Annotated in this window: 16 protein-coding genes and 1 tRNA gene; 9 read left to right on the plus strand and 8 right to left on the minus strand. The window is 71.5% G+C overall.

Annotated features, from left to right (window positions below):
- Positions 1–96 precede the first annotated feature (96 nt).
- From pheA to ABZ478_RS24710, 3 genes are all read left to right on the plus strand, one after another.
- Positions 97–1029: a prephenate dehydratase gene (gene pheA, locus ABZ478_RS24700; RefSeq protein ID WP_359552784.1), complete on the plus strand. Its 933-nt coding sequence runs from the start codon at positions 97–99 to the stop codon at positions 1027–1029.
- 552 nt (positions 1030–1581) lie between these two features.
- Positions 1582–2859 carry a serine--tRNA ligase gene (gene serS, locus ABZ478_RS24705; protein WP_359552786.1) on the plus strand — a complete coding sequence of 426 codons (1278 nt, stop codon included), beginning with the start codon at positions 1582–1584 and terminating at the stop codon, positions 2857–2859.
- The gene (locus ABZ478_RS24710) at positions 2856–3659 is read left to right on the plus strand and encodes an HAD-IIB family hydrolase (RefSeq protein ID WP_359552788.1); all 804 of its coding nucleotides are present in this window, start codon (positions 2856–2858) and stop codon (positions 3657–3659) included. Before serS ends, ABZ478_RS24710 begins: the two co-directional genes overlap by 4 nt.
- A gap of 331 nt (positions 3660–3990) precedes the next feature.
- Here ABZ478_RS24710 and ABZ478_RS24715 read toward each other — a convergent pair.
- From ABZ478_RS24715 to ABZ478_RS24740, 6 genes are all read right to left on the minus strand, one after another.
- Positions 3991–4095: transfer RNA gene (locus ABZ478_RS24715), tRNA-OTHER, on the minus strand.
- A 263-nt stretch (positions 4096–4358) separates the two neighbouring features.
- Positions 4359–4601, minus strand: a complete 243-nt coding sequence (locus ABZ478_RS24720; protein ID WP_359552789.1) for a hypothetical protein — start codon at positions 4599–4601, stop codon at positions 4359–4361.
- An 89-nt stretch (positions 4602–4690) separates the two neighbouring features.
- Positions 4691–5410, minus strand: a complete 720-nt coding sequence (locus tag ABZ478_RS24725) for an ABC transporter permease (protein WP_358929763.1) — start codon at positions 5408–5410, stop codon at positions 4691–4693.
- Between the two features lie 9 nt (positions 5411–5419).
- Positions 5420–6331 carry an ABC transporter ATP-binding protein gene (locus tag ABZ478_RS24730; RefSeq protein ID WP_359552791.1) on the minus strand — a complete coding sequence of 304 codons (912 nt, stop codon included), beginning with the start codon at positions 6329–6331 and terminating at the stop codon, positions 5420–5422.
- On the minus strand, positions 6328–7245 hold the full coding sequence (locus ABZ478_RS24735; RefSeq protein WP_359552792.1) for an ABC transporter permease: 918 nt from the start codon (positions 7243–7245) through the stop codon (positions 6328–6330). Before ABZ478_RS24735 ends, ABZ478_RS24730 begins: the two co-directional genes overlap by 4 nt.
- Positions 7235–8200, minus strand: coding sequence for an ABC transporter ATP-binding protein (locus ABZ478_RS24740; protein ID WP_358929848.1), 966 nt, complete (start codon positions 8198–8200; stop codon positions 7235–7237). The genes ABZ478_RS24735 and ABZ478_RS24740 overlap by 11 nt, the downstream gene beginning before the upstream one ends.
- A 239-nt stretch (positions 8201–8439) precedes the next feature.
- On the opposite strand from ABZ478_RS24740, the gene ABZ478_RS24745 reads away from it, so the two are divergent.
- From ABZ478_RS24745 to ABZ478_RS24770, 6 genes are all read left to right on the plus strand, one after another.
- Positions 8440–9282, plus strand: coding sequence for a M24 family metallopeptidase (locus ABZ478_RS24745; protein ID WP_359552794.1), 843 nt, complete (start codon positions 8440–8442; stop codon positions 9280–9282).
- Complete coding sequence (locus ABZ478_RS24750; RefSeq protein WP_359552796.1) at positions 9279–11033, plus strand: SDR family oxidoreductase; 1755 nt, start codon at positions 9279–9281, stop codon at positions 11031–11033. Before ABZ478_RS24745 ends, ABZ478_RS24750 begins: the two co-directional genes overlap by 4 nt.
- A gap of 76 nt (positions 11034–11109) precedes the next feature.
- Positions 11110–12057 (plus strand): MerR family transcriptional regulator, encoded by a 948-nt coding sequence (locus tag ABZ478_RS24755; protein WP_359552798.1) that lies wholly within the window; start codon positions 11110–11112, stop codon positions 12055–12057.
- Positions 12058–12179: 122 nt separating this feature from the next.
- Complete coding sequence (locus tag ABZ478_RS24760) at positions 12180–12728, plus strand: RNA 2'-phosphotransferase (protein ID WP_359552800.1); 549 nt, start codon at positions 12180–12182, stop codon at positions 12726–12728.
- Positions 12729–12835: 107 nt separating this feature from the next.
- Positions 12836–13738: an LLM class flavin-dependent oxidoreductase gene (locus ABZ478_RS24765; protein ID WP_359552802.1), complete on the plus strand. Its 903-nt coding sequence runs from the start codon at positions 12836–12838 to the stop codon at positions 13736–13738.
- Positions 13739–13824: 86 nt separating this feature from the next.
- Positions 13825–14712 (plus strand): HAD family hydrolase, encoded by an 888-nt coding sequence (locus ABZ478_RS24770; RefSeq protein ID WP_359552804.1) that lies wholly within the window; start codon positions 13825–13827, stop codon positions 14710–14712.
- 39 nt (positions 14713–14751) lie between these two features.
- Here the strand turns inward: ABZ478_RS24770 and cydD are convergent, their stop codons facing one another.
- Both cydD and cydB read right to left on the minus strand, forming a co-directional pair.
- On the minus strand, positions 14752–18276 hold the full coding sequence (gene cydD / locus ABZ478_RS24775) for a thiol reductant ABC exporter subunit CydD (protein WP_359552850.1): 3525 nt from the start codon (positions 18274–18276) through the stop codon (positions 14752–14754).
- Between the two features lie 60 nt (positions 18277–18336).
- Positions 18337–19341 carry a cytochrome d ubiquinol oxidase subunit II gene (cydB, locus tag ABZ478_RS24780; RefSeq protein WP_359552805.1) on the minus strand — a complete coding sequence of 335 codons (1005 nt, stop codon included), beginning with the start codon at positions 19339–19341 and terminating at the stop codon, positions 18337–18339.
- Positions 19342–19344: the final 3 nt, after the last annotated feature.

Raw genomic sequence — 19344 nt, forward strand, 5'->3', positions numbered from 1 at the left:
CCGGAGGACCACCCCTCCGGGGCTTCAAACCACCCGGTCGAGTGGCGTCGGTGAGACACGGAAGCCCCTCGCCCCGGCGCCCATTAGGGTGAGGACATGCCAGCGAGCTATGCGTATCTCGGTCCCGAAGGCACCTTCACCGAAGTCGCCCTGCGCACGCTTCCGGAGGCCGCCACCCGGGAGCTGATGCCGTACGTGTCGGTGCAGTCCGCGCTGGACGCGGTGCGGGCCGGCGAGGCCGAGGCCGCGTTCGTGCCGATCGAGAACTCCGTCGAGGGCGGCATCACCACCACCCTGGACGAGCTGGTCGCGGGTGAGCCGCTGACGATCTACCGCGAGGTGCTGCTGTCGATCACCTTCGCGCTGCTGGTCCGGCCGGGCACCCGGCTGGCGGACATCAAGACGGTCTCCGCGCATCCGGCGGCCCAGCCCCAGGTGCGCAACTGGCTCAAGGCGAACCTCCCGGACGTCCACTGGGAGTCGGCCGCCTCGAACGCGGACGCCGCGCGCCTGGTCCAGGAGGGCCAGTACGACGCCGCCTTCGCGGGCGAGTTCGCCGCCGCCCGGTACGGCCTGGAGGCTTTGGAGACCGGAATCCACGACGCGGAGAACGCGCAGACCCGCTTCGTGCTCGTCGGCCGTCCGGCCCGGCCCGCGGCACCGACCGGCGCCGACAAGACCTCGGTGGTGCTGTGGCAGCGGGACGACCACCCCGGCGCCCTGCGCGACCTGCTGGGCGAGTTCGCCACCCGGGGCATCAACCTCATGCTGCTGCAGTCCCGGCCGACCGGCGCCGGCATCGGCAACTACTGCTTCTGCATCGACGCCGAGGGGCACATCTCCGACCGGCGGATGGCCGAGGCGCTGATGGGGCTGAAGCGAATCTGCCTCCAGGTGCGGTTCCTCGGCTCCTATCCGCGCGCCGACATCCGCCCCGGCGAGGCCCGGGCCACTTCGCCGGGCACGTCGGACGAGGAGTTCATGGCGGCCGCGGACTGGGTGGCGCGCTGCCAGGACGGCCGGTTCTGAGGCGGCCGTAGACTGCTTCGGGTCAGTCCTACCTGCATATCTTCGTAATCCACAGAAGTTATCCACAGGTTCGCTTCTCGACCTGGGGACAAGTCGACAAGGGCGGGCGATCCCGTCGACAAAGCGCCCTGGAAGTCCCCCTTGCGGCCACTGCCCCGCACGTCACCCTTCGTCCACCCGTCTCCTTTGGTTCATCTTTTGGGGCGACCCCTTTCCACTCGAAAGTAGGCGTCACCCCTGCTCGGGACGAGAATTCCTTCGCCCGGCCGAAACTTCCGGAGTGATCAATTCCGGAATCCACAGACTTTCCGCACAGCCTGTGGATAACTCTCTCGGCGGCCCGGATCGCTGTGGACAACGACCCCTCCAAGTCCCGCCCGCCGCAAGGAAATCCGGTCAACCGGGAATCCGCCGACTGCCTCGTTCCAGGGAGTGAGACACCTTTTCTTGACACCCTCCACCACTCTGCGCAATTGCCCTGAAACGGCACGTAAGGCGCGAGTCGCAATAGTGAGTCGTGACCTGCGAGCTCGCACCGGTAGCCTTGCTCGCGTGATTGACCTTCGCCTGCTCCGTGAGGACCCCGACCGTGTGCGCGCGTCCCAGCGCGCCCGTGGAGAGGACGTCGCGCTCGTCGACTCCCTCCTGTCTGCCGACGAGCGGCGCAGGTCCTCCGGCGTCCGCTTCGACGAGCTGCGCGCCGAGCAGAAGTCGCTCGGCAAGCTGATCCCCAAGGCCACCCCGGAGGAGAAGGCCGAGCTGCTGGCGCGCGCCGAACAGCTCAAGGCCGACGTCAAGGCCGCCGACGTCGAGCGCGACGCGGCCGACACCGAGACCCAGCAGCTGCTCCAGCAGCTCGGCAACCTCGTCCACCCCGACGTGCCCGTCGGTGGCGAGGAGGACTTCGTCACGCTGGAGACGCACGGCACCATCCGCGACTTCGGCGCCGAGGGCTTCGAGCCCAAGGACCACCTGGAGCTCGGTCAGGTGCTCGGCGCGATCGACGTCGAGCGCGGCGCCAAGGTCTCCGGCTCCCGCTTCTACTTCCTCACCGGTGTCGGCGCCCTGCTGGAGCTGGCCCTGGTCAACGCGGCCCTCGCCCAGGCCACCGCGGCCGGCTTCACCCCGATGCTGACCCCGGCGCTGGTCCGCCCGCAGTCCATGGCGGGCACCGGCTTCCTCGGCCAGGCGGCCCAGGACGTCTACCACCTCGACAAGGACGACCTGTACCTGGTCGGCACCTCCGAGGTCCCGCTCGCGGCCTACCACATGGACGAGATCATCGACGCCGACAAGCTGCCGCTGCGGTACGCGGGCTTCTCGCCCTGCTTCCGCCGCGAGGCCGGCTCGCACGGCAAGGACACGCGCGGCATCTTCCGCGTGCACCAGTTCGACAAGGTCGAGATGTTCTCCTACGTGACTCCCGAGGACTCCCAGCAGGAGCACAAGCGCCTGCTGGAGTGGGAGAAGCAGTGGCTGACCTCGCTGGAGCTGCCCTTCCGCGTCATCGACGTCGCCTCCGCCGACCTCGGCGCCTCGGCCTCCCGTAAGTACGACTGCGAGGCGTGGATCCCGACCCAGGGCAAGTACCGCGAGCTGACCTCGACCTCGGACTGCACCGAGTTCCAGTCCCGCCGCCTGTCGATCCGCATGCGCGACGGCAAGCAGGTCCGCCCGCTGGCCACCCTCAACGGCACCCTGTGCGCCGTACCGCGCACGATCGTGGCGATCCTGGAGAACCACCAGCAGGCCGACGGCTCCGTCCGGGTTCCCGAGGTGCTGCGCCCGTACCTGGGCGGCCGGGAGGTCCTGGAGCCGGTCGCCAAGTGAGCGCCGGATTCCCCTTCCGACTGATCGCGACCGACCTCGACGGAACGCTCCTGCGCTCCGACGAATCGATCTCGCGGCGCACCCGTGACGCGCTCGCCGCGGCCACCGCGGCGGGCGCGGCCCACATCGTCGTCACCGGCCGCGCGGTCCCCTGGACCCGTCACATCCTGGACGACCTCGGCTACGACGGCCTCGCCGTCTGCGGCCAGGGCGCCCAGGTGTTCGACGCCGGCGCGCACCGCCTGCTCACCTCGGTCACCCTCGACCGGCAGCTCGCGGGCGTGGCCCTGGCGAAGCTGGAGGCGGAGGTGGGCCCGCTGTACCTGGCGGCGAGCCGGGACGGTCTGGAAGGCGAGGTGCTGGTGGGCCCGGGCTACGCGGTCACGGGCAACCTCCCCGCCACCCCGTTCACGGACGCGGCCGACCTGTGGTCCGCCCCGCTGAACAAGGTCTACATACAGCATCCGACGCTCGGCGACGACGAGCTGGCGGACGTGGCCCGGCGTGTGGCCGGCGGTTTCGTCACGGTGGCCATGGCGGGCGCGGGCATCGTGGAGCTGCTGCCGCTCGGCCTGTCCAAGGCGACGGGCCTCTCCCTGGCCGCCCGCCGCCTGGGCCTGAAGGCCGCCGACACGATCGCCTTCGGCGACATGCCCAACGACATCCCGATGTTCGCCTGGGCCGCCCACGGCGTGGCCATGGCCAACGCCCACGAAGAACTCAGGGCAGTGGCGGACGAGGTCACCACCTCCAACGAGGAGGACGGCATCGCGGCGGTCCTGGAGCGGTTGCTCCCATAGCCACCGCTCCCCGCGCCCCCGTCAGGGGCGCCGGGGGTCCACCCTCCGAACCCCGCCAACATTCCAGGGGCGCGGGGAACCGCGCGACGAGCCACGACGACGCCGCCACCCGACCACGGCCCCCAGCCCCACGACCCAACCCTGCGGAAAAACCGGGGCCAGCCTCCAAACCCCAACATTCCAGGGGCGCGGGGAACCGCGACGAGCCACGACGACGCCGCCACTCGATCACGGCCCCAAGCCCCACGGCGCAGCCCCGCGGCAAACCCCGCCAAGCCTCTCCAGATACCGCAGGCTGAGAATCCGCCCGAGTCCCAGTGACAACGTCTCGCGGAGGATGCACGGATCGAACGTGCGCGGGCTTTCACACCCGACCATGACTCGCCTGTGATCGAACGCAGCGCGAGCCAGTGCCTTACCGCTCGGCCAATCCTCCGGGTGGGCGGCCCACGCGAGAGCGACATCGCGTGCTCGAAGCGGCCGCCCCGGACAGCTCCCATGAGCTCTACGGAGATGTGGCGATCACTCCGGAGCCCGCCTCGGGCTGCCCTGACGGGAGCTGGGCGTACTGTCGTGCATGGACATCGCCCGGCTCCTCTCCCAGTCCGTGACGCCGGGTCCGTCCCGGCGGGTGGGGCACAACCACTCTGCCCCGCCCGGGATGCGGGCGCCACCGAATTAGCCGGAGCCGTGCCCGCCCTACCGGCGCCGCCATCTGCGCCGGCGCGCCTTGCTGAAGAACCACCCCGCGGGCGGCTCGTCCGACCGCCAGGGCCGCGGCTCCGGCGACTCGGCGCGCCAGCGGGCGGCGAGCATCCGGGCCCGCGCGGACGGCTCGGAGGTCTCCGCGGCCCGTACGAACGCCTCGTCCAGGACGGTCTCGTCCCAGTCGTCGCCCTCGGTCCGCCCGTCTCCGCCGTGCTCCGGTGTCCGCTCAGCCATCCGCGGCCTCCCAGCCGTACATCCGCTCCGTTCAGTGTGCCCGCGCGGAGGTGAAGGCCCCGTCAAGGACGACCGGGGCCCGCACGGGGCTACTCCTCGCCCGCCAGCTTCAGTGCCCGCAGCTTCTGGCCGGCGTACCAGGTGGCCAGGACAGTGACCACGACGAGCAGCACCGTGGCCGTCGTCAGCCCGACGTCCGAGGTCACCAGGTCACCGCCGGCGAGCTTCTGGGCGACGGCGAGCGACCACTGCTGGACGCTCAGCGTGCGCGCGCCCGGCACCAGGGAGCCGAACAGCGCCTCCCAGACGAGCGCGTAGACGAGCCCGAGGACCACCGCGTGCCGGGACACCGTGCCCAGCAGCAGGAACAGCGCCGAGTAGGCGATGGAGGAGACCAGCGCGGCCACCGTGTAGGCCACGGCGATCTGCTGGCCGTTGCCGTTCAGGATCAGGCCCGCGAGCATGGTCGGCACGGCGGAGAACACCATGGTCACCGCGATGGCGACGATCAGCTTGGTCAGGATGATGGTCGGCCGCTTCAGCGGCTTGGACAGCAGGTACACCACGGAGCCGTCGTCGATCTCCGGGCCGATCGCGCCCGTGCCCGCGATGACACCGATGATCGGCACCATGGTGGCGAGCGCGAAACCGCCCAGGACGTCGGCGGCCGTCTGGTCGTCGGCACCGGTCAGGGCGCGTACCACCACGGAGATCACGAGCAGCAGCAGCGGCAGCGCGCCGAGGATGAGGGCCCGGCGGCGGCCGAGCAGAGCCCGGTAGGTGAGCCGGGCGACGGTGGGGTCGTACATCAGGGCCTCCTACGCCGCGACCAGGTACGAGAACACGGACTCGAGGGACTCGTCGGACGGCGAGACCGTGAGCAGCCGGATGCCGTGGTCCCGGGCGACCTTCGGCAGCAGCGCGGTGAAACGGCCGAAGTCGACGGCCTGGACGCGCAGTGCGCCCTCGGCGACGTCGACCTCGATGCCGGACGTCGACGGGTCGGCGATCAGCGCGGCCGCGAGGGCGCGGTCGTCACTGGAGCGCACCAGGTAGCGGTGCGGCCGGTCGGTCATCAGGCGGCGGATCCTGCGAAAGTCGCCGCTGGCGGCGTGCCGTCCGGCGACGACCACCTCGATGTGCCGGGCGAGCTGCTCGACCTCCTCGAGGATGTGCGAGGAGAACAGCACCGTGCGGCCCTCGTCGCCCATCCGCCGCAGCAGATCCATGAGCTGCATGCGCTGGCGCGGGTCCATGCCGTTGAACGGCTCGTCGAGCAGCAGCAGGGAGGGGTCGTGGACCAGCGCGGAGGCCATCTTCACCCGCTGGCGCATGCCCTTGGAGTACGTGGAGATCTTCCGGTCCTGCGCGTACTCCATCTCGACCGTGGCGAGCGCCCGCTGGGCGGCCTTCGCGCCGAGTCCGTGCAGTTCGGCGTTGGCGACGACGAACTCGCGGCCGGTGAGGAAGTCGTACATCGCCTCCCGCTCGGGGACGATGCCGATGTGCTTGTAGATGGCCTCGTTGCGCCACACCGGCTGCCCGTCGAGGGTGACGGAGCCGGTGGAGGGGGCGAGGAAGCCGCCCATCATGTTGATGAGGGTGGACTTCCCGGCGCCGTTCGGGCCGAGCAGGCCGGTGACGCCGGGGCCGATGGTCATGGTGATGTCGTTGACGGCGACCACGTTGCCGAACCAGCGGGAGACGTGGTCGATGCTGAGGGTCGTCACAGCCCCACCTTCTTGTAGCGGCGGATCAGGAGGGCGTAGCAAGCGGCGATCAGGCCGAGCACGACCAGGACGTACACCACGCCCTCGCCGTGGGACGGGCCGGTGCCGCCGGGGAAGCCGGAGCTGCCGCCGAGGAAGGCGGACTGGACGCCGTCGACCAGGGTGACCGGCGAGAACAGACCGATCCACGGGACGGTACCGGTGCTGCCCTGCACGTCGGCGATGGCCTGGAGCGTGGATACGGCGCCGTAGGAGATGGTCAGCACGGCGATCACGGCGGCGATGCCGAAGCCGCGGCGCGGGGTGACGGCGGCGATGACCAGGCCGATCCCGGCGAACAGCAGCGAGAGCAGGGCCACCGACACCAGCCCCTGGGCGAATTCCTCGGTCTGGTGCGCGAAGCCCATCTTGGCGAGCAGCGCGCCCGCGTACATCACCAGCAGGGGAGCGCCGGTGAGGACGAACAGGGCCGAGGCGAGCGCGGCGAACTTCGCCCGCACGTAGTCGGCGGTCTCGATGGGCCGCGAGAAGTACAGCGGCACGGTCTTGAAGCGCAGGTCGCGGGAGACGGACTGGGGTGCCTGCGAGGCGACGTACAGGCTGATCACGGCCTGCATGACGATCGCCCAGCGGGTGTAGGCGTGGGCGAGCGGCAGTTCGTGTGCCTTGGTGGCCACCGCGACGGCCACCATGATGGCCGCGGGCACGCACATCACCACGAACAGCAGCATCGGCAGCACCTTGGACTTCACCGAGCGGCCGAGGCCGTAGGCGCCGCGCAGGGACTGCGAGTACAGCGAGCGGCGGGCGTAGCCGCGGCCCAGGCGGGGGCCGTCGTAGCCGCGGTAGCCGATGTCGTGGATGCGGGACTGGTCGCCGCCGGCGGTCACCGGCGCGGGCTGCTCAACCGCCATGACCGACGGCCTCCTTCCGCTGCTCGTCACTGCTGGTGAACACCTCGGAGATGTGGTGCCGGCGCTGCTCCATGCGCACCAGGCCGAGACCGAGGTCGGCGACGACGTCGCGCACCAGGTCGTACGTCTCCTCGCCGGGGGCGGTCAGCAGCAGGATGTGTCCGGCGCCCGGCAGGCCGCCGCCCTCGTCGTGGGTGTCCACCCCGCGCGCGTGGAGCGCCTCGCGGACCGCGCGGGTGCCGTCCGGGTGGCCGTCGCTGTCGGTGACCTCGATCGCGAGGGTGGTCGTGGTCTGGGTGAAGTCGGTGGTGGAGCTGGAGCGCAGCAGCTTGCCGCCGTCGATGACGACGACGTGGTCGCAGGTGCGTTCCAGCTCGCCCAGCAGGTGCGACGTGACCAGGACCGAGATGCCGAAGTCGGTGTGGATGCGGCGGATCAGGCCGAGCATCTCGTCCCGGCCGACCGGGTCCAGGCCGTTGGTCGGCTCGTCCAGGAAGACCAGCCGCGGGTCGTGCACCAGGGCCTGGGCCAGCTTCACCCGCTGCTTCATGCCGGTGGAGTAGCCGCCGATGGGGCGGTAGCGCTCCTCGTACAGGCCGACGTGGCGCAGTGTGTCCGCGGTGCGTTCACGCGCGGCGGTGGGCGGCAGGCCGGACATGCGCGCCATGTGCACGACGAACTCGGTGGCCGAGACGTCGGGCGGCAGGCAGTCGTGCTCCGGCATGTAGCCCACCCGCTCGCGGATGGCGGCGCCCTCGGTGGCCACGTCGAGGCCCAGCACCGCGGCGCGGCCCTCCGTGGCGGGGGACAGACCCAGCAGGATCTTGATCAGGGTGGACTTGCCGGCGCCGTTGGCTCCGACGAGCCCGGTCACACCGGGTCCGATGTCCATGGACAGCCGGTCGAGCGCGGTCACCCGGGGGAACCGCTTGCTCAGGCTTTCGGTCGCGATCACAGTCACGCTTAGAAGGTAGTGACGCCGGCCATGCCGGTCGTCAGACCTCAGAGCCGTCTTCACGTCAGACTCGAGTAGGACGGGCCCCTGAGTGATCCCCTGCCCCTGACCTACCCGACGGCCGCGCACCGGCCGTTGTCCACAGCCCTTGATCCACCCTATTGACGCCACCTCTAACAACTGTCACATTCACCAGTGTCAAGTTACGGACGCGTACCGCAGTCGACGGACGGGGCGGCATGACGACGGCAGCAAGCAGCGAACTCTCCGCGGAACTGCGGGGATTCAGGCGGGTGCAGCGCCTCGCCTACGAGTGCGCGGAGGCGGTCGCGGCACGTCTGGAGCCCGGCGTCACCGAGCGTGAGGCGGCCCGGATGCAGCGCGACTGGCTGCGTGAGCGCGGGGTGCGGGACTGGTTCCACCTGCCGTTCGCCTGGTTCGGCGACCGCACGGCGTTCGTGAACTTCCGCCTGCCGCTGCAGTTCTTCCCGACCGACCGCCGGCTGGAGCCCGGGATGCCGTTCATCCTGGACATGGCCCCGGTGTTCGAGGGATGCACCGCGGACATCGGCTACTCGGGCTCGCTCGGCGTCAACCCGGTGCAGGACCGGCTGATGGCGGATCTGGAGGCGCACCGCGCGCTGATCCTGCGGGAGGTGCGCGAGCGGCGTCCGCTGCGCGAGATCTACCAGGACGTGGACCGTCTCATGGTCCGCCAGGGCTACGCCAACCGGCATCGCGCGTATCCCTTCGGGGTGATCGCCCACAAGGTGGACCGGGTGAAGGCCCGCCGCTTCTCCCCGCATCTGTTCGGCTTCGGCACGCAGTCCCTCAAGGGGCTCGCCGCCGACGCCCTGCACGGCCACCGCGAGGGCTGGTCGCCCCTGTGGTCGCCGTACCGCTTCTCCGACCACCCGCCGCGGCCGGGTCTGTGGGCGGTCGAACCTCACCTCGGGTTCCGGGGTACGGGCGCGAAGTTCGAGGAGATCCTGGTGGTCACCGACTCCCGGGACCCCGGCGAGAGCGCCTTCTGGCTGGACGACGATCTGCCGCACGTGCGGCGCTGGGCGGAGGCGAAGTGACACTGAAGGGGGCGCGTGAGCGCCGGGTCCACACCGGCGGGGTCGAGCTGTGCGTGGCCGAGCTGGGCGATCCGCAGGCGCCCACGGTGGTGCTGGTGCACGGCTATCCGGACAGCAAGGAGGTCTGGTCGGAGGTGGCCGCACGCCTCGCCGACCGCTTCCACGTGGTGCTGTACGACGTCCGGGGCCACGGCCGCTCCACGGCGCCGAGGCCGCTGCGCGGCGGTTTCACCCTGGCCAAGCTCACCGACGACTTCATGGCCGTGGTGGACGCGGTGAGCCCGGACCGGCCGGTGCACCTGGTGGGCCACGACTGGGGCTCGGTGCAGTCCTGGGAGTTCGTCACGGTGGGCCGCACGGAGGGCCGCATCGCCTCGTTCACCTCCATGTCCGGGCCGTCCCTCGACCACTTCGGGCACTGGATCAACGCGCGCGTGAAGCGTCCGACGCCCCGCCGGGTGGGCCAGCTCCTCGGCCAGGGCGCCAAGTCCTGGTACGTCTACCTGCTGCACACCCCCGCCCTGCCGGAACTGGCCTGGCGGGGCCCGCTGGGCAAGCGCTGGCCCAGGATCCTGGAGCGGGCCGAGAAGGTCCCCGCCGGCGACTATCCGACCCCGTCCCTGCCCTCCGACGCCGCGCACGGCGCCTGGCTGTACCGGGACAACGTCCGTCCCCGCCTGCGCAGGCCCCGCCCCGACGCGTTCGCGCACGCGCCCGTGCAGCTGATCACGCCCCTGGGCGACGCGTTCCTGTCGGAGCGGCTCTACGACGACCTGGACGCGTGGGTACCGCGGCTGACCCGCCGCACCCTGCCCGCCAAGCACTGGATCCCGCGCACCCGGCCCGACCAGGTGGCGGCATGGATCGAGGAGTTCGTCACGAGCGTCGAGGGCGGCCGGCCGGAGCCGAGGGCCACCGGCCGCCACGCGGACCGGTTCGGCGGGCAGTTGGTACTCGTCACCGGCGCGGGCAGCGGCATAGGCCGGGCCACGGCGTTCGCCTTCGCGGAGGCCGGGGCGCGGGTGGTGGCCGTCGACCGCGACGCCGAGGCGGCCGCCCGCACCGCGGAACTGTCCCGGCTGATCGGCGCCCCCGGGGCCTGGGCGGAGACGGCGGACGTCTCGGACGAGCAGGCCATGGAGAAGCTGGCCGAGCGGGTGCACAGCGCGTACGGCGTGCTGGACGTGCTGGTCAACAACGCGGGCATCGGCCTCTCGGGCTCCTTCTTCACCACGACCACCGACGACTGGCGCAAGGTCCTGGACGTCAATCTGTGGGGTGTCATCCACGGTTGCCGGCTCTTCGGCGCGCGCATGGCCGAGCGCGGGCAGGGCGGCCACATCGTCAACATCGCCTCGGCGGCCGCCTATCAGCCGTCCCGGGCGCTGCCCGCCTACAGCACCTCCAAGGCGGCGGTACTGATGCTCTCCGAGTGCCTGCGGGCCGAACTCGCCGGGCAGGACATCGGAGTCACGGCCATCTGCCCGGGGCTGGTCAACACCAACATCACCTCCACGTCCCGCTTCACCGGCGTCGACGAGGCGGAGGAACGCCGCCGTCAACAGCGCTCGACCCGCCTGTACGGGCTGCGCAACTACCCACCGGAGAAGGTCGCGGACGCCGTCCTGGACGCGGTGACCCACAACAGAGCGGTGGTTCCGGTGACCCCGGAGGCCCGAGGCGCCCACCTTCTGTCCCGTTTCATGCCGGGGGCCCTGCGGAGGCTGGCCCGTGTGGACCCGAAACTGTGAGGCCCGACTGCCGGACCGGTCATGGGGACGGCCCAGCCGCCCAGCCGGCTTCCGGCAACCAGCCAAGGACGTCCACATGACCGGCCCGCCGCCCCAGAAGTCCTACCGAATCGAGGACTTGGCCCACCGTTCCGGCACCACGGTGAGAACCATCCGCGCCTACCAGGACAAGAACCTCCTCCCCCGGGCCCGGCGCCAGGGCCGGATCAACCTCTACTCCGACCTCCACCTCACCCGCCTCCGTCAGATCACCCATCTCCTCGACCGCGGCTACACCCTCGCCTCGATAGGGGAACTCCTGGACGCCTGGGACACCGGACGCGGCCTGGGCGGCGTCCTCGGCCTGGCCACGGAGGTGGAGGGCCCGTGGACCGACGAGCAACCGACCCGCATCACCCGCGCGGAACTCAACGCCCGCTTCGGCGGCGCCCCCGACGACGACGCGGTGACCGAGGCTCTCGAACTGGGCGTACTCGAACCGGTGATGGACGACTCCGACACGTTTCTCGTACCCAGCCCCCAAGAGCTGTACGTGGCAGTCGAGTTGCACTCCGCGGGGGTGCCTCTGTCGGCGATCGCGGGCCATCTGCGGGAGTTGCGCGGCGACATCGAGCACATCGCCGCCCGTTTCCTGGAGTTCACCACCGCGCACGTCTTCGCCCGCTACCTGGACGGTCCGTCCCACCGCACGGACGCGCACGCGGCCGAGGCGGCCTCACTGGTGCGCCGGCTGCGCCCGCTGGCCAGGCAGACCGTGGACGCCGAACTGGCCCGCGCCATGCGCTTGTTCGCTGTGCGCCACCTCCGCACAGGGCTCGCTGCCGGCAACGCGCCGAAGCCTTCGGATGGCAAGCGCTGCGTCGAACTGCCCGCGGATGTGATCGACGCCGTGGAAGCCCTGGTTGGCCGCGAGCGGACGTCCGCATTCCTGGCCCTGGCGGCCGAACGAGAGCTCAGAGCAAGAGCTTTGGACAACATGATCACAAAGAAGCATCCGGGCACAATAGTTGATCAAACTCCCTGAATCGCCCGCCCGTTGTCCACAACTTTTTCAAATAGCCTGTGGATAAAGTGAGTTGCCTGTGGACCAAACCTCGCGGCGAAAAACAACCTGCGTGATCCGCGTCTCTCCCGCACTCTGGAGCAATGGACGACAGACGAACCGGGAAGGTGTCGAAGTACCTCTCGAAACACCTCCGCCACCAGCCCGAGCGCATCGGCCTCACGCTGGACCCGGCCGGCTGGGTCGAGATCGACACTCTGATCGCCGCGGCCGCCGCCCACGGATTCCACTTCACCCGTGAGGAACTCGACCACGTGGTGGCCGCAAACGACAAGAAGCGCTTCGCCGTCGAGGGCACCCGGATCCGCGCCAGCCAGGGACACAGCGTCGAGGTCGACCTCGGTCTGCCCCCCGCGCTCCCGCCGCCGTACCTCTACCACGGCACGGTCGCCCGCAACCTGGACGCGATCCACGCCGAGGGCCTGCGGCCCATGAACCGGCACGACGTCCACCTGTCCGCCGACCGTGAGACCGCGACCCGGGTCGGCGCCCGCCGTGGCAGGCCCGTCGTGCTGGCCGTGGACGCGGGCGCCATGCACCGCGACGGCCACGTCTTCCACGTCAGCGCGAACGGGGTGTGGCTCACCCGGGCGGTACCGCCCCGCTACCTGCGCTTTCCCGCCACGCACTGACTTCCGGGCCGGTTCCCCCGCGGCGGGCCCGCTCACCCCGTCGCACAGCAGGCACACACGGTGACCGATTTCGGCCCTTGCCGAGCCGCCCCCGTACGCTCGGACGCATGAGTCTGCGTCTGAGCACCGTGATCCTGCCGTACCGCCGCTGGAGCGAGGGCGGCCGTGCGGCCTGGGTACGGGCCGAGGAGCTCGGTTTCCACACCGCGTACACCTATGACCACCTGTCCTGGCGCAGCTTCCGCGACGGCCCGTGGTTCGGTGCCGTGCCGACCCTGACCGCCGCCGCTGGTGTCACCGACCGGCTGCGTCTGGGCACGCTGGTCACCTCCCCGAACTTCCGGCACCCGGTGACCCTCGCCAAGGAACTGATCTCCCTGGACGACGTCTCCGGCGGCCGCGTGACCCTGGGCATCGGTGCGGGCGGCACCGGCTTCGACGCCACGGCCCTCGGCCAGGAGCCGTGGACACCGCGCGAGCGTGCCGAACGGTTCGCCGAGTTCGTGCCGCTGCTCGACCGGCTGCTCACCGAGGACTCCGTGACGTACGAGGGCCGGTTCTACTCGGCGGTGGAGGCGCGCAACATCCCCGGCTGTGTGCAGCGGCCCCGGCTGCCCTTCGCCGTGGCGGCGACCGGCCCGCGCGGGCTGCGGCTCGCCGCGCGGCACGGACAGGCCTGGGTGACCACCGGCGACCCCAAGCTGTACGAGACCGGCACCCCGCAGGAGTCCGTCGCCGCACTGCGCGGCCAGATGGCGAAGCTGGCCGAGGCCTGCGCGGAGGCCGGCCGGGACGTGGCCGAGCTGGACAAGGTGCTGCTCACCGGTTTCACCCCGGACCGCGGCAGGCCGCTGGAGTCGCTGGACGCCTTCGTGGACTTCGCGGGCCGTCACCGGGAACTGGGCTTCACCGAGATCGTGCTCCACTGGCCCATCCCGGACTCCGACTTCGCCGCGGACGAGAAGGTCTTCGAGCGGATCGCCATGGAGGGACTCGCCCAGCTCTCGTGATCCGGTGACGGAGACGTCGTCCGCCGGCCAACTGTGGTGTGTCGATGGACTCATCTGTGCGGACTCCCGCACGGGCGTGCGGGCATATGCGCCAGAATGGCCGGGTGACCTCAGCGACCAGACAGCCCGGGACCCCGGCCGCCGCCTTCCGGCCGCGGCTGATCGCCACCGACCTCGACGGCACCCTCCTGCGCGACGACAAGTCGGTCTCCCCGAGGACGGTCGCCGCACTGGCCGCCGCGGAGGAGGCGGGTATCGAGGTCTTCTTCGTCACCGGCCGGCCGGCCCGCTGGATGGACGTCGTCAGCGAGCATGTGCACGGACACGGCCTGGCGATCTGCGGCAACGGCGCCGCCGTGGTCGACCTGCACGGCGGCCCCGGCACCCACCGGTTCGTGAAGGTGCGGGAGTTGTCCCGCCAGAACGCGCTGGACGCCGTACGGCTGCTGCGCGACGCGGCTCCCGGCACGGTGTTCGCGGTCGAACAGACGTACGGCTTCCACCAGGAGCCCGCCTATCCCAAGCTGCACATGGAGACGCCGGACAACCTGCTGCCCGCGGAGGAGCTCCTCGCGGCCGACGGCCCTGACACCGACCAGCCGGTGCTCAAGATCCTCGCCTACCACCCCGAGCTCGACCCGGACGCCTTCCTCACGCTGGCCCGGCCGGCGGTCGGCGAGCGCGCCAACGTCACCCGCTCCAGCCCCAGCGCCCTGCTGGAACTCAGCGGGCCGGGCGTCTCCAAGGCCAGCACCCTCGCGCTGTGCTGCGCCGAACGCGGCATCTCGCACGAGGAGGTCGTCGCCTTCGGCGACATGCCCAACGACGTCGAGATGCTGACCTGGGCAGGCCGGTCGTACGCGATGGGCAACGCCCACCCGGACGTCATCGCCGCCGCCTCGGGCCGCACGGTCGCCAACAACGACGACGGCGTGGCGATCGTCATCGAGCGGATGCTCGCCGAACGGGACTGACGCCCGTCAGGTCCTGCCGTACGGTTCGCGGCGCGCCCCTCAGCGCGCCGCCACCAGCGACTCCGCGGCCGCCTCCCGCCGTGCCATCGCCCGCAGCGGCCCGTCCACGGCGGTCAGCTCCGCGTACGGTCCCCGCTGCACCACCCGGCCCTCGTCGAGCACGACCACCTCGTCCACCGCGTCGAGACCGGCCAGCCGGTGGGTGATCAGCAGCGTCGTACGGCCCTCGGTGGCGGCCAGCAGGTCCGCGGTGAGCGCGTCGGCCGTCGGCAGGTCCAGATGCTCGGCGGGCTCGTCCAGGACGAGCACCGGGAAGTCGGCCAGCAGCGCGCGGGCCAGGGCGAGGCGCTGACGCTGCCCGCCGGACAGCCGTGCCCCGTGCTCGCCGACAAGCGTGTCCAGCCCGTCCGGCAGCCCGTCGACCCAGTCCAGCAGCCGGGCCCGGGACAGCGCGTCCCGCAGGCCGGCCTCGTCGGCGTCCTTCCGGGCGAGCAGCAGGTTCTCACGCACCGTGCTGTCGAAGAGGTGGGCGTCCTGGGCGCACAGTCCGACGAGCCGCCGCACATCGTCGCCGTCCAGGGCGTACGCGTCGACACCGGCGAGCGTGTACGAGCCCGCCCCGGCGTCGAGGAACCGCAGCAGCACCTGGGCGAGGGTGGTCTTGCCGGAGCCGGACGCACCGACCACGGCGATCCGCCGCCCCCGCTCCAGCGTGAGGTCCAGCCCGGCCAGGGCGTCGCGCCGCTGACCCGGGTGCCGGGCGGTCAGGTCCCGGACCACCAGGGGGAAGGGTGAGCCGGGCGCCGGCCGCGGCCGCTTCGGCTCGGTGACGGGCTCCGGGGCGTCGAGCACCTCGAACACCCGCTCCGCGCTCCGGCGCACCCGCTGGCGATGTCGTACGGCGAGCGGAAGCCCCAGTACGGCCTCGAAGGCGGCCAGCGGGGTGAGCACCACCACGGCCATCGCCACTCCGCCGAGCCGGCCCGTGGCCACCGCCTGGGCGCCCAGCAGCGCGGTCGCGGTGACGGTCAGGCCGCAGATCAGTGCGGTGAGCCCGTCGCCGAGGGCGGTGGCGGTGGCGCCGCGCGCGGCGATCCGGGTGAGGGTGCCGTCGGCCCGCCGGGCCGCCGCGGTACGGGCCGGCAGGGCACCGGCGACGGTCAGTTCGGCGGTGCCGGTGAGCAGGTCGGTCACCCGGGTCGCGAGGGCACCACGGGCGGGCGCCAGTCGCCGCTCGGCGCGCCGGGCCGCGGCAGCGGTGACGGCGGGGACGCCGGCGCCGGCCAGGAGGAGACCGGCGGCGAGGGCGGCCCCGGCCACGGGCAGCAGCCAGGCCGTGAAGGCGACGGAGGCGGTGGAGACGGCGGCCGCGACCCCGGCGGGCAGCAGCCAGCGCAGCCAGTAGTCCTGGAACGCGTCGACGTCGGCCACCAGCCGGGTGAGCAGGTCGCCGCGGCGGGCCACCCGCAGCCCGGCGGGCGCCAGCCGCTCCAGCCGCCGGTACACGGCGACGCGGGTGTCGGCCAGCATCCGCAGTACGGCGTCGTGCGAGACGAGCCGCTCGGCGTACCGGAAGACGGCCCGTCCGATCCCGAACGCCCGTGTCGCCGTCACGGCCACCATCAGATAGAGCACCGGCGGATGCTGCGAGGCCCGTGAGATGAGCCAGCCGGAGGTGGCCATCAGCCCGACCGCGCTGCCGAGAGCCAGGCCGCCGAGCAGCAGTGCGAGCAGCAGCCGGCCGCGCCGGGGGCCCGCCATGGCCCGTACCCGGGCCGGTATCCGGCCGTGTGGTGCCGGGACCGCGGCCTCCGGCTCCGCCCCGGCCCCGGCCGGGCCGCCCGTCTCGACCGAACGCATGCCGGGGTCGACGGTGTCGGTGGCTGTACCGGCCGCGGACGCCTCGGCAGCGGCCGTCCCGGCGGCGGCCGGCGTGGGGAGGTCCAGCCGGACCACCCGGTCCGCCACCTCCAGCAGCGCCGGCCGGTGCACCACCAGCAGCACCGTGCGGCCGGCGGCCAGCCTGCGCACCGCCGCCACGACCTCGGCCTCCGTCGCCCCGTCCAGTGCGGCCGTCGGCTCGTCCAGCAGCAGGACCGGCCGGTCGGCGAGAAAGGCACGGGCCAGCGCGAGCCGCTGGCGCTGGCCTGCGGACAGTCCCGCCCCGTCCTCGCCGAGCACCGTCCCGGCGCCCTCGGGCAGCGCGTCCACGAACTCCAGCGCGCCCGCGTCCCCCAGCGCCCTGCGCACAGCGGTGTCGTCAGCGTCGGGCCGGGCCAGCCGTACGTTCTCCGCGATGGTCCCGGCGTACAGGTGCGGCCGCTGCGGCACCCATGCGATCCGCGAGCGCCACTCCTCGAGGCCGATGTCGGCGAGGTCGGACCCGCCGACGCTCACCCGGCCTTCGGTGGGACGGACGAAGCCCAGCAGCACGTTCAGCAGGCTCGTCTTGCCCGCGCCGCTCGGTCCGACGAGGGCCACGGTCTCACCGGGCTCGACGGCGAAGGACACGCCCGTCAGGGCATCGGACGAGCGCTGCGGGTAGCGGACCGTCACCGTGTCGAAGGCGATGGTGCCAGGACGTACCGAGGCGGTGCCGGACGCCGGTACCGGTGTCTCCAGCACGGCGAAGATCTCTTCCGCGGCGGCGAGGCCCTCGGCCGCCGCGTGGTACTGCGCCCCCACCTGGCGCAGCGGCAGATAGGCCTCGGGCGCCAGCACCAGGATGACCAGGCCGGTGTACAGGTCCATGTCGCCATGGACGAGGCGCATGCCGATCGTCACGGCGACCAGCGCGACCGAGAGCGTGGCCAGCAGCTCAAGGGCGAATGAGGAGAGGAAGGCGATCCGCAGGGTCCGCATCGTGGCCTGGCGGTACTCACCGGTGATCCGCCGGATGGACTCTGCCTGGGCCTTGGCCCGGCCGAACACCTTCAGCGTGGGCAGCCCCGCGACCACGTCCAGGAAGTGGCCGGACAGCCGGGACAGCAGCCGCCACTGACGGTCCATCCGGGACTGGGTGGCCCAGCCGATCAGCATCATGAAGAGGGGGATGAGCGGCAGGGTGCCGACGATGATCGCCGCGGACACCCAGTCCTCGGTGACGATGCGCGCCAGCACGGCCACCGGGACGACCACCGCGAGCCCCAACTGCGGCAGGTAGCGGGAGAAGTAGTCGTCGAGGGCATCGACTCCGCGCGTGGCCAGGGTGACCAGCGAGCCGGTCCGCTGCCCGCCGAGCCAGCCGGGACCCAGCTGAACCGCACGGTTCAGAACACGCTCACGCAGCTCCGACTTCACGGCCGCGCTGGCCCGGTGCGCCGCGAGCTCGGTGAGCCACGCGACGACCGACCGGCCTACGGCCACAGCGGCCAACAGCAGCAGGGGAGTACGGAGTTCGTCGACCGCCTGACCGCGCTGGAACGCCCCGGTGACCACCTCGGCGATGAGCATCGCCTGGGCGATGACCAGTCCGGCCCCGATGGCTCCCAGGCCGACGACCGCCACCAGGAAGGGACGGGTGGCGCGGGCGTATCGCAGCAGGCGCGGATCGATCGGTTTCACGTGAAACATGCCCTTCCGTCCGGAGGGTGTGTTTCACGTGAAACACACCCTCGGCGGGTCTCAGTGCGCGGCGTCGGCTATGTGCTGCGTGCCGATCCGCTTGCGGAACACCCAATAGGTCCAACCCTGATAGAGCAGCACGAGCGGCGTGGCCACGGCCGCGCACCAAGTCATGATCTTCAAGGTGTACGGGCTCGACGAGGCATTGGTGACCGTGAGGCTCCAGTCGCCTTCGAGCGTAGACGGCATGACGTTCGGGAAGAGCGACAGGAAGAGCATCGCCACGGCGGCCACGATCGTCACGCCGGACAGCGCGAACGACCATCCCTCACGCCCTGCCTGGTTGGCCACCAGCGCGGCCACCAGCGCGGCGACCCCCACGACCAGCGCCACCAGGCTCTTGCCGTCACCGCTGTGGGCCTGGGTCCACAGCAGGAAGGCAAGCGCGACGACGGCGGTGACGAGCCCGACCTTCAGCGCCAGTTTCCGCGCCCGCACCCGGATGTCTCCCACGGTCTTCAGCGCCGTGAACACCGCCCCGTGGAAGGTGAACAGCGTCAGCGTCACCAGGCCGCCGAGCAGAGCGTAGGGGTTGAGCAGATCCAGGAGGCTGCCGACGTACTCGAAGTTCCGGTCGATCTTCACGCCGTGCACGATGTTCCCGAAGGCCACGCCCCACAGGAACGCCGGGACGAGCGAGGTCCAGAAGATGGCCGTCTCCCAGTTGCGCTGCCAGTTCTCCTCGGGCCGCTTGGCCCGGTACTCGAAGGCGACGCCCCTCACGATCAGGCAGACCAGGATCACGAGCAGCGGCAGGTAGAAACCGGAAAAGAGGGTGGCGTACCACTCCGGGAAGGCGGCGAAGGTCGCGCCGCCCGCCGTGAGCAGCCACACCTCGTTGCCGTCCCAGACGGGCCCGATGGTGTTGATGAGCACCCGGCGTTCCGGCCGGTCGCGGGCCAGCAGCCTGGTGAGGATGCCGACCCCGAAGTCGAAGCCCTCCAGGAAGAAGTAGCCGGTCCACAGGACGGCGATCAGGACGAACCAGACGTCGTGAAGTTCCATGAC

The organism is Streptomyces sp. NPDC005706 (assembly GCF_040631045.1).
GTDB lineage: Bacteria > Actinomycetota > Actinomycetes > Streptomycetales > Streptomycetaceae > Streptomyces.

Excerpts from the sequence above, each read along its gene's own strand:
- pheA (WP_359552784.1), top strand. The coding sequence starts at position 97 with ATGCCAGCGAGCTATGCGTATCTCGGTCCCGAAGGCACCTTCACCGAA.
- ABZ478_RS24735 (WP_359552792.1), bottom strand. The coding sequence starts at position 7,245 with ATGGCGGTTGAGCAGCCCGCGCCGGTGACCGCCGGCGGCGACCAGTCC.
- ABZ478_RS24770 (WP_359552804.1), top strand. The coding sequence starts at position 13,825 with ATGCGCCAGAATGGCCGGGTGACCTCAGCGACCAGACAGCCCGGGACC.
- ABZ478_RS24745 (WP_359552794.1), top strand. The coding sequence starts at position 8,440 with ATGACGACGGCAGCAAGCAGCGAACTCTCCGCGGAACTGCGGGGATTC.
- ABZ478_RS24755 (WP_359552798.1), top strand. The coding sequence starts at position 11,110 with ATGACCGGCCCGCCGCCCCAGAAGTCCTACCGAATCGAGGACTTGGCC.
- cydB (WP_359552805.1), bottom strand. The coding sequence starts at position 19,341 with ATGGAACTTCACGACGTCTGGTTCGTCCTGATCGCCGTCCTGTGGACC.
- ABZ478_RS24725 (WP_358929763.1), bottom strand. The coding sequence starts at position 5,410 with ATGTACGACCCCACCGTCGCCCGGCTCACCTACCGGGCTCTGCTCGGC.
- ABZ478_RS24760 (WP_359552800.1), top strand. The coding sequence starts at position 12,180 with ATGGACGACAGACGAACCGGGAAGGTGTCGAAGTACCTCTCGAAACAC.
- ABZ478_RS24765 (WP_359552802.1), top strand. The coding sequence starts at position 12,836 with ATGAGTCTGCGTCTGAGCACCGTGATCCTGCCGTACCGCCGCTGGAGC.
- ABZ478_RS24720 (WP_359552789.1), bottom strand. The coding sequence starts at position 4,601 with ATGGCTGAGCGGACACCGGAGCACGGCGGAGACGGGCGGACCGAGGGC.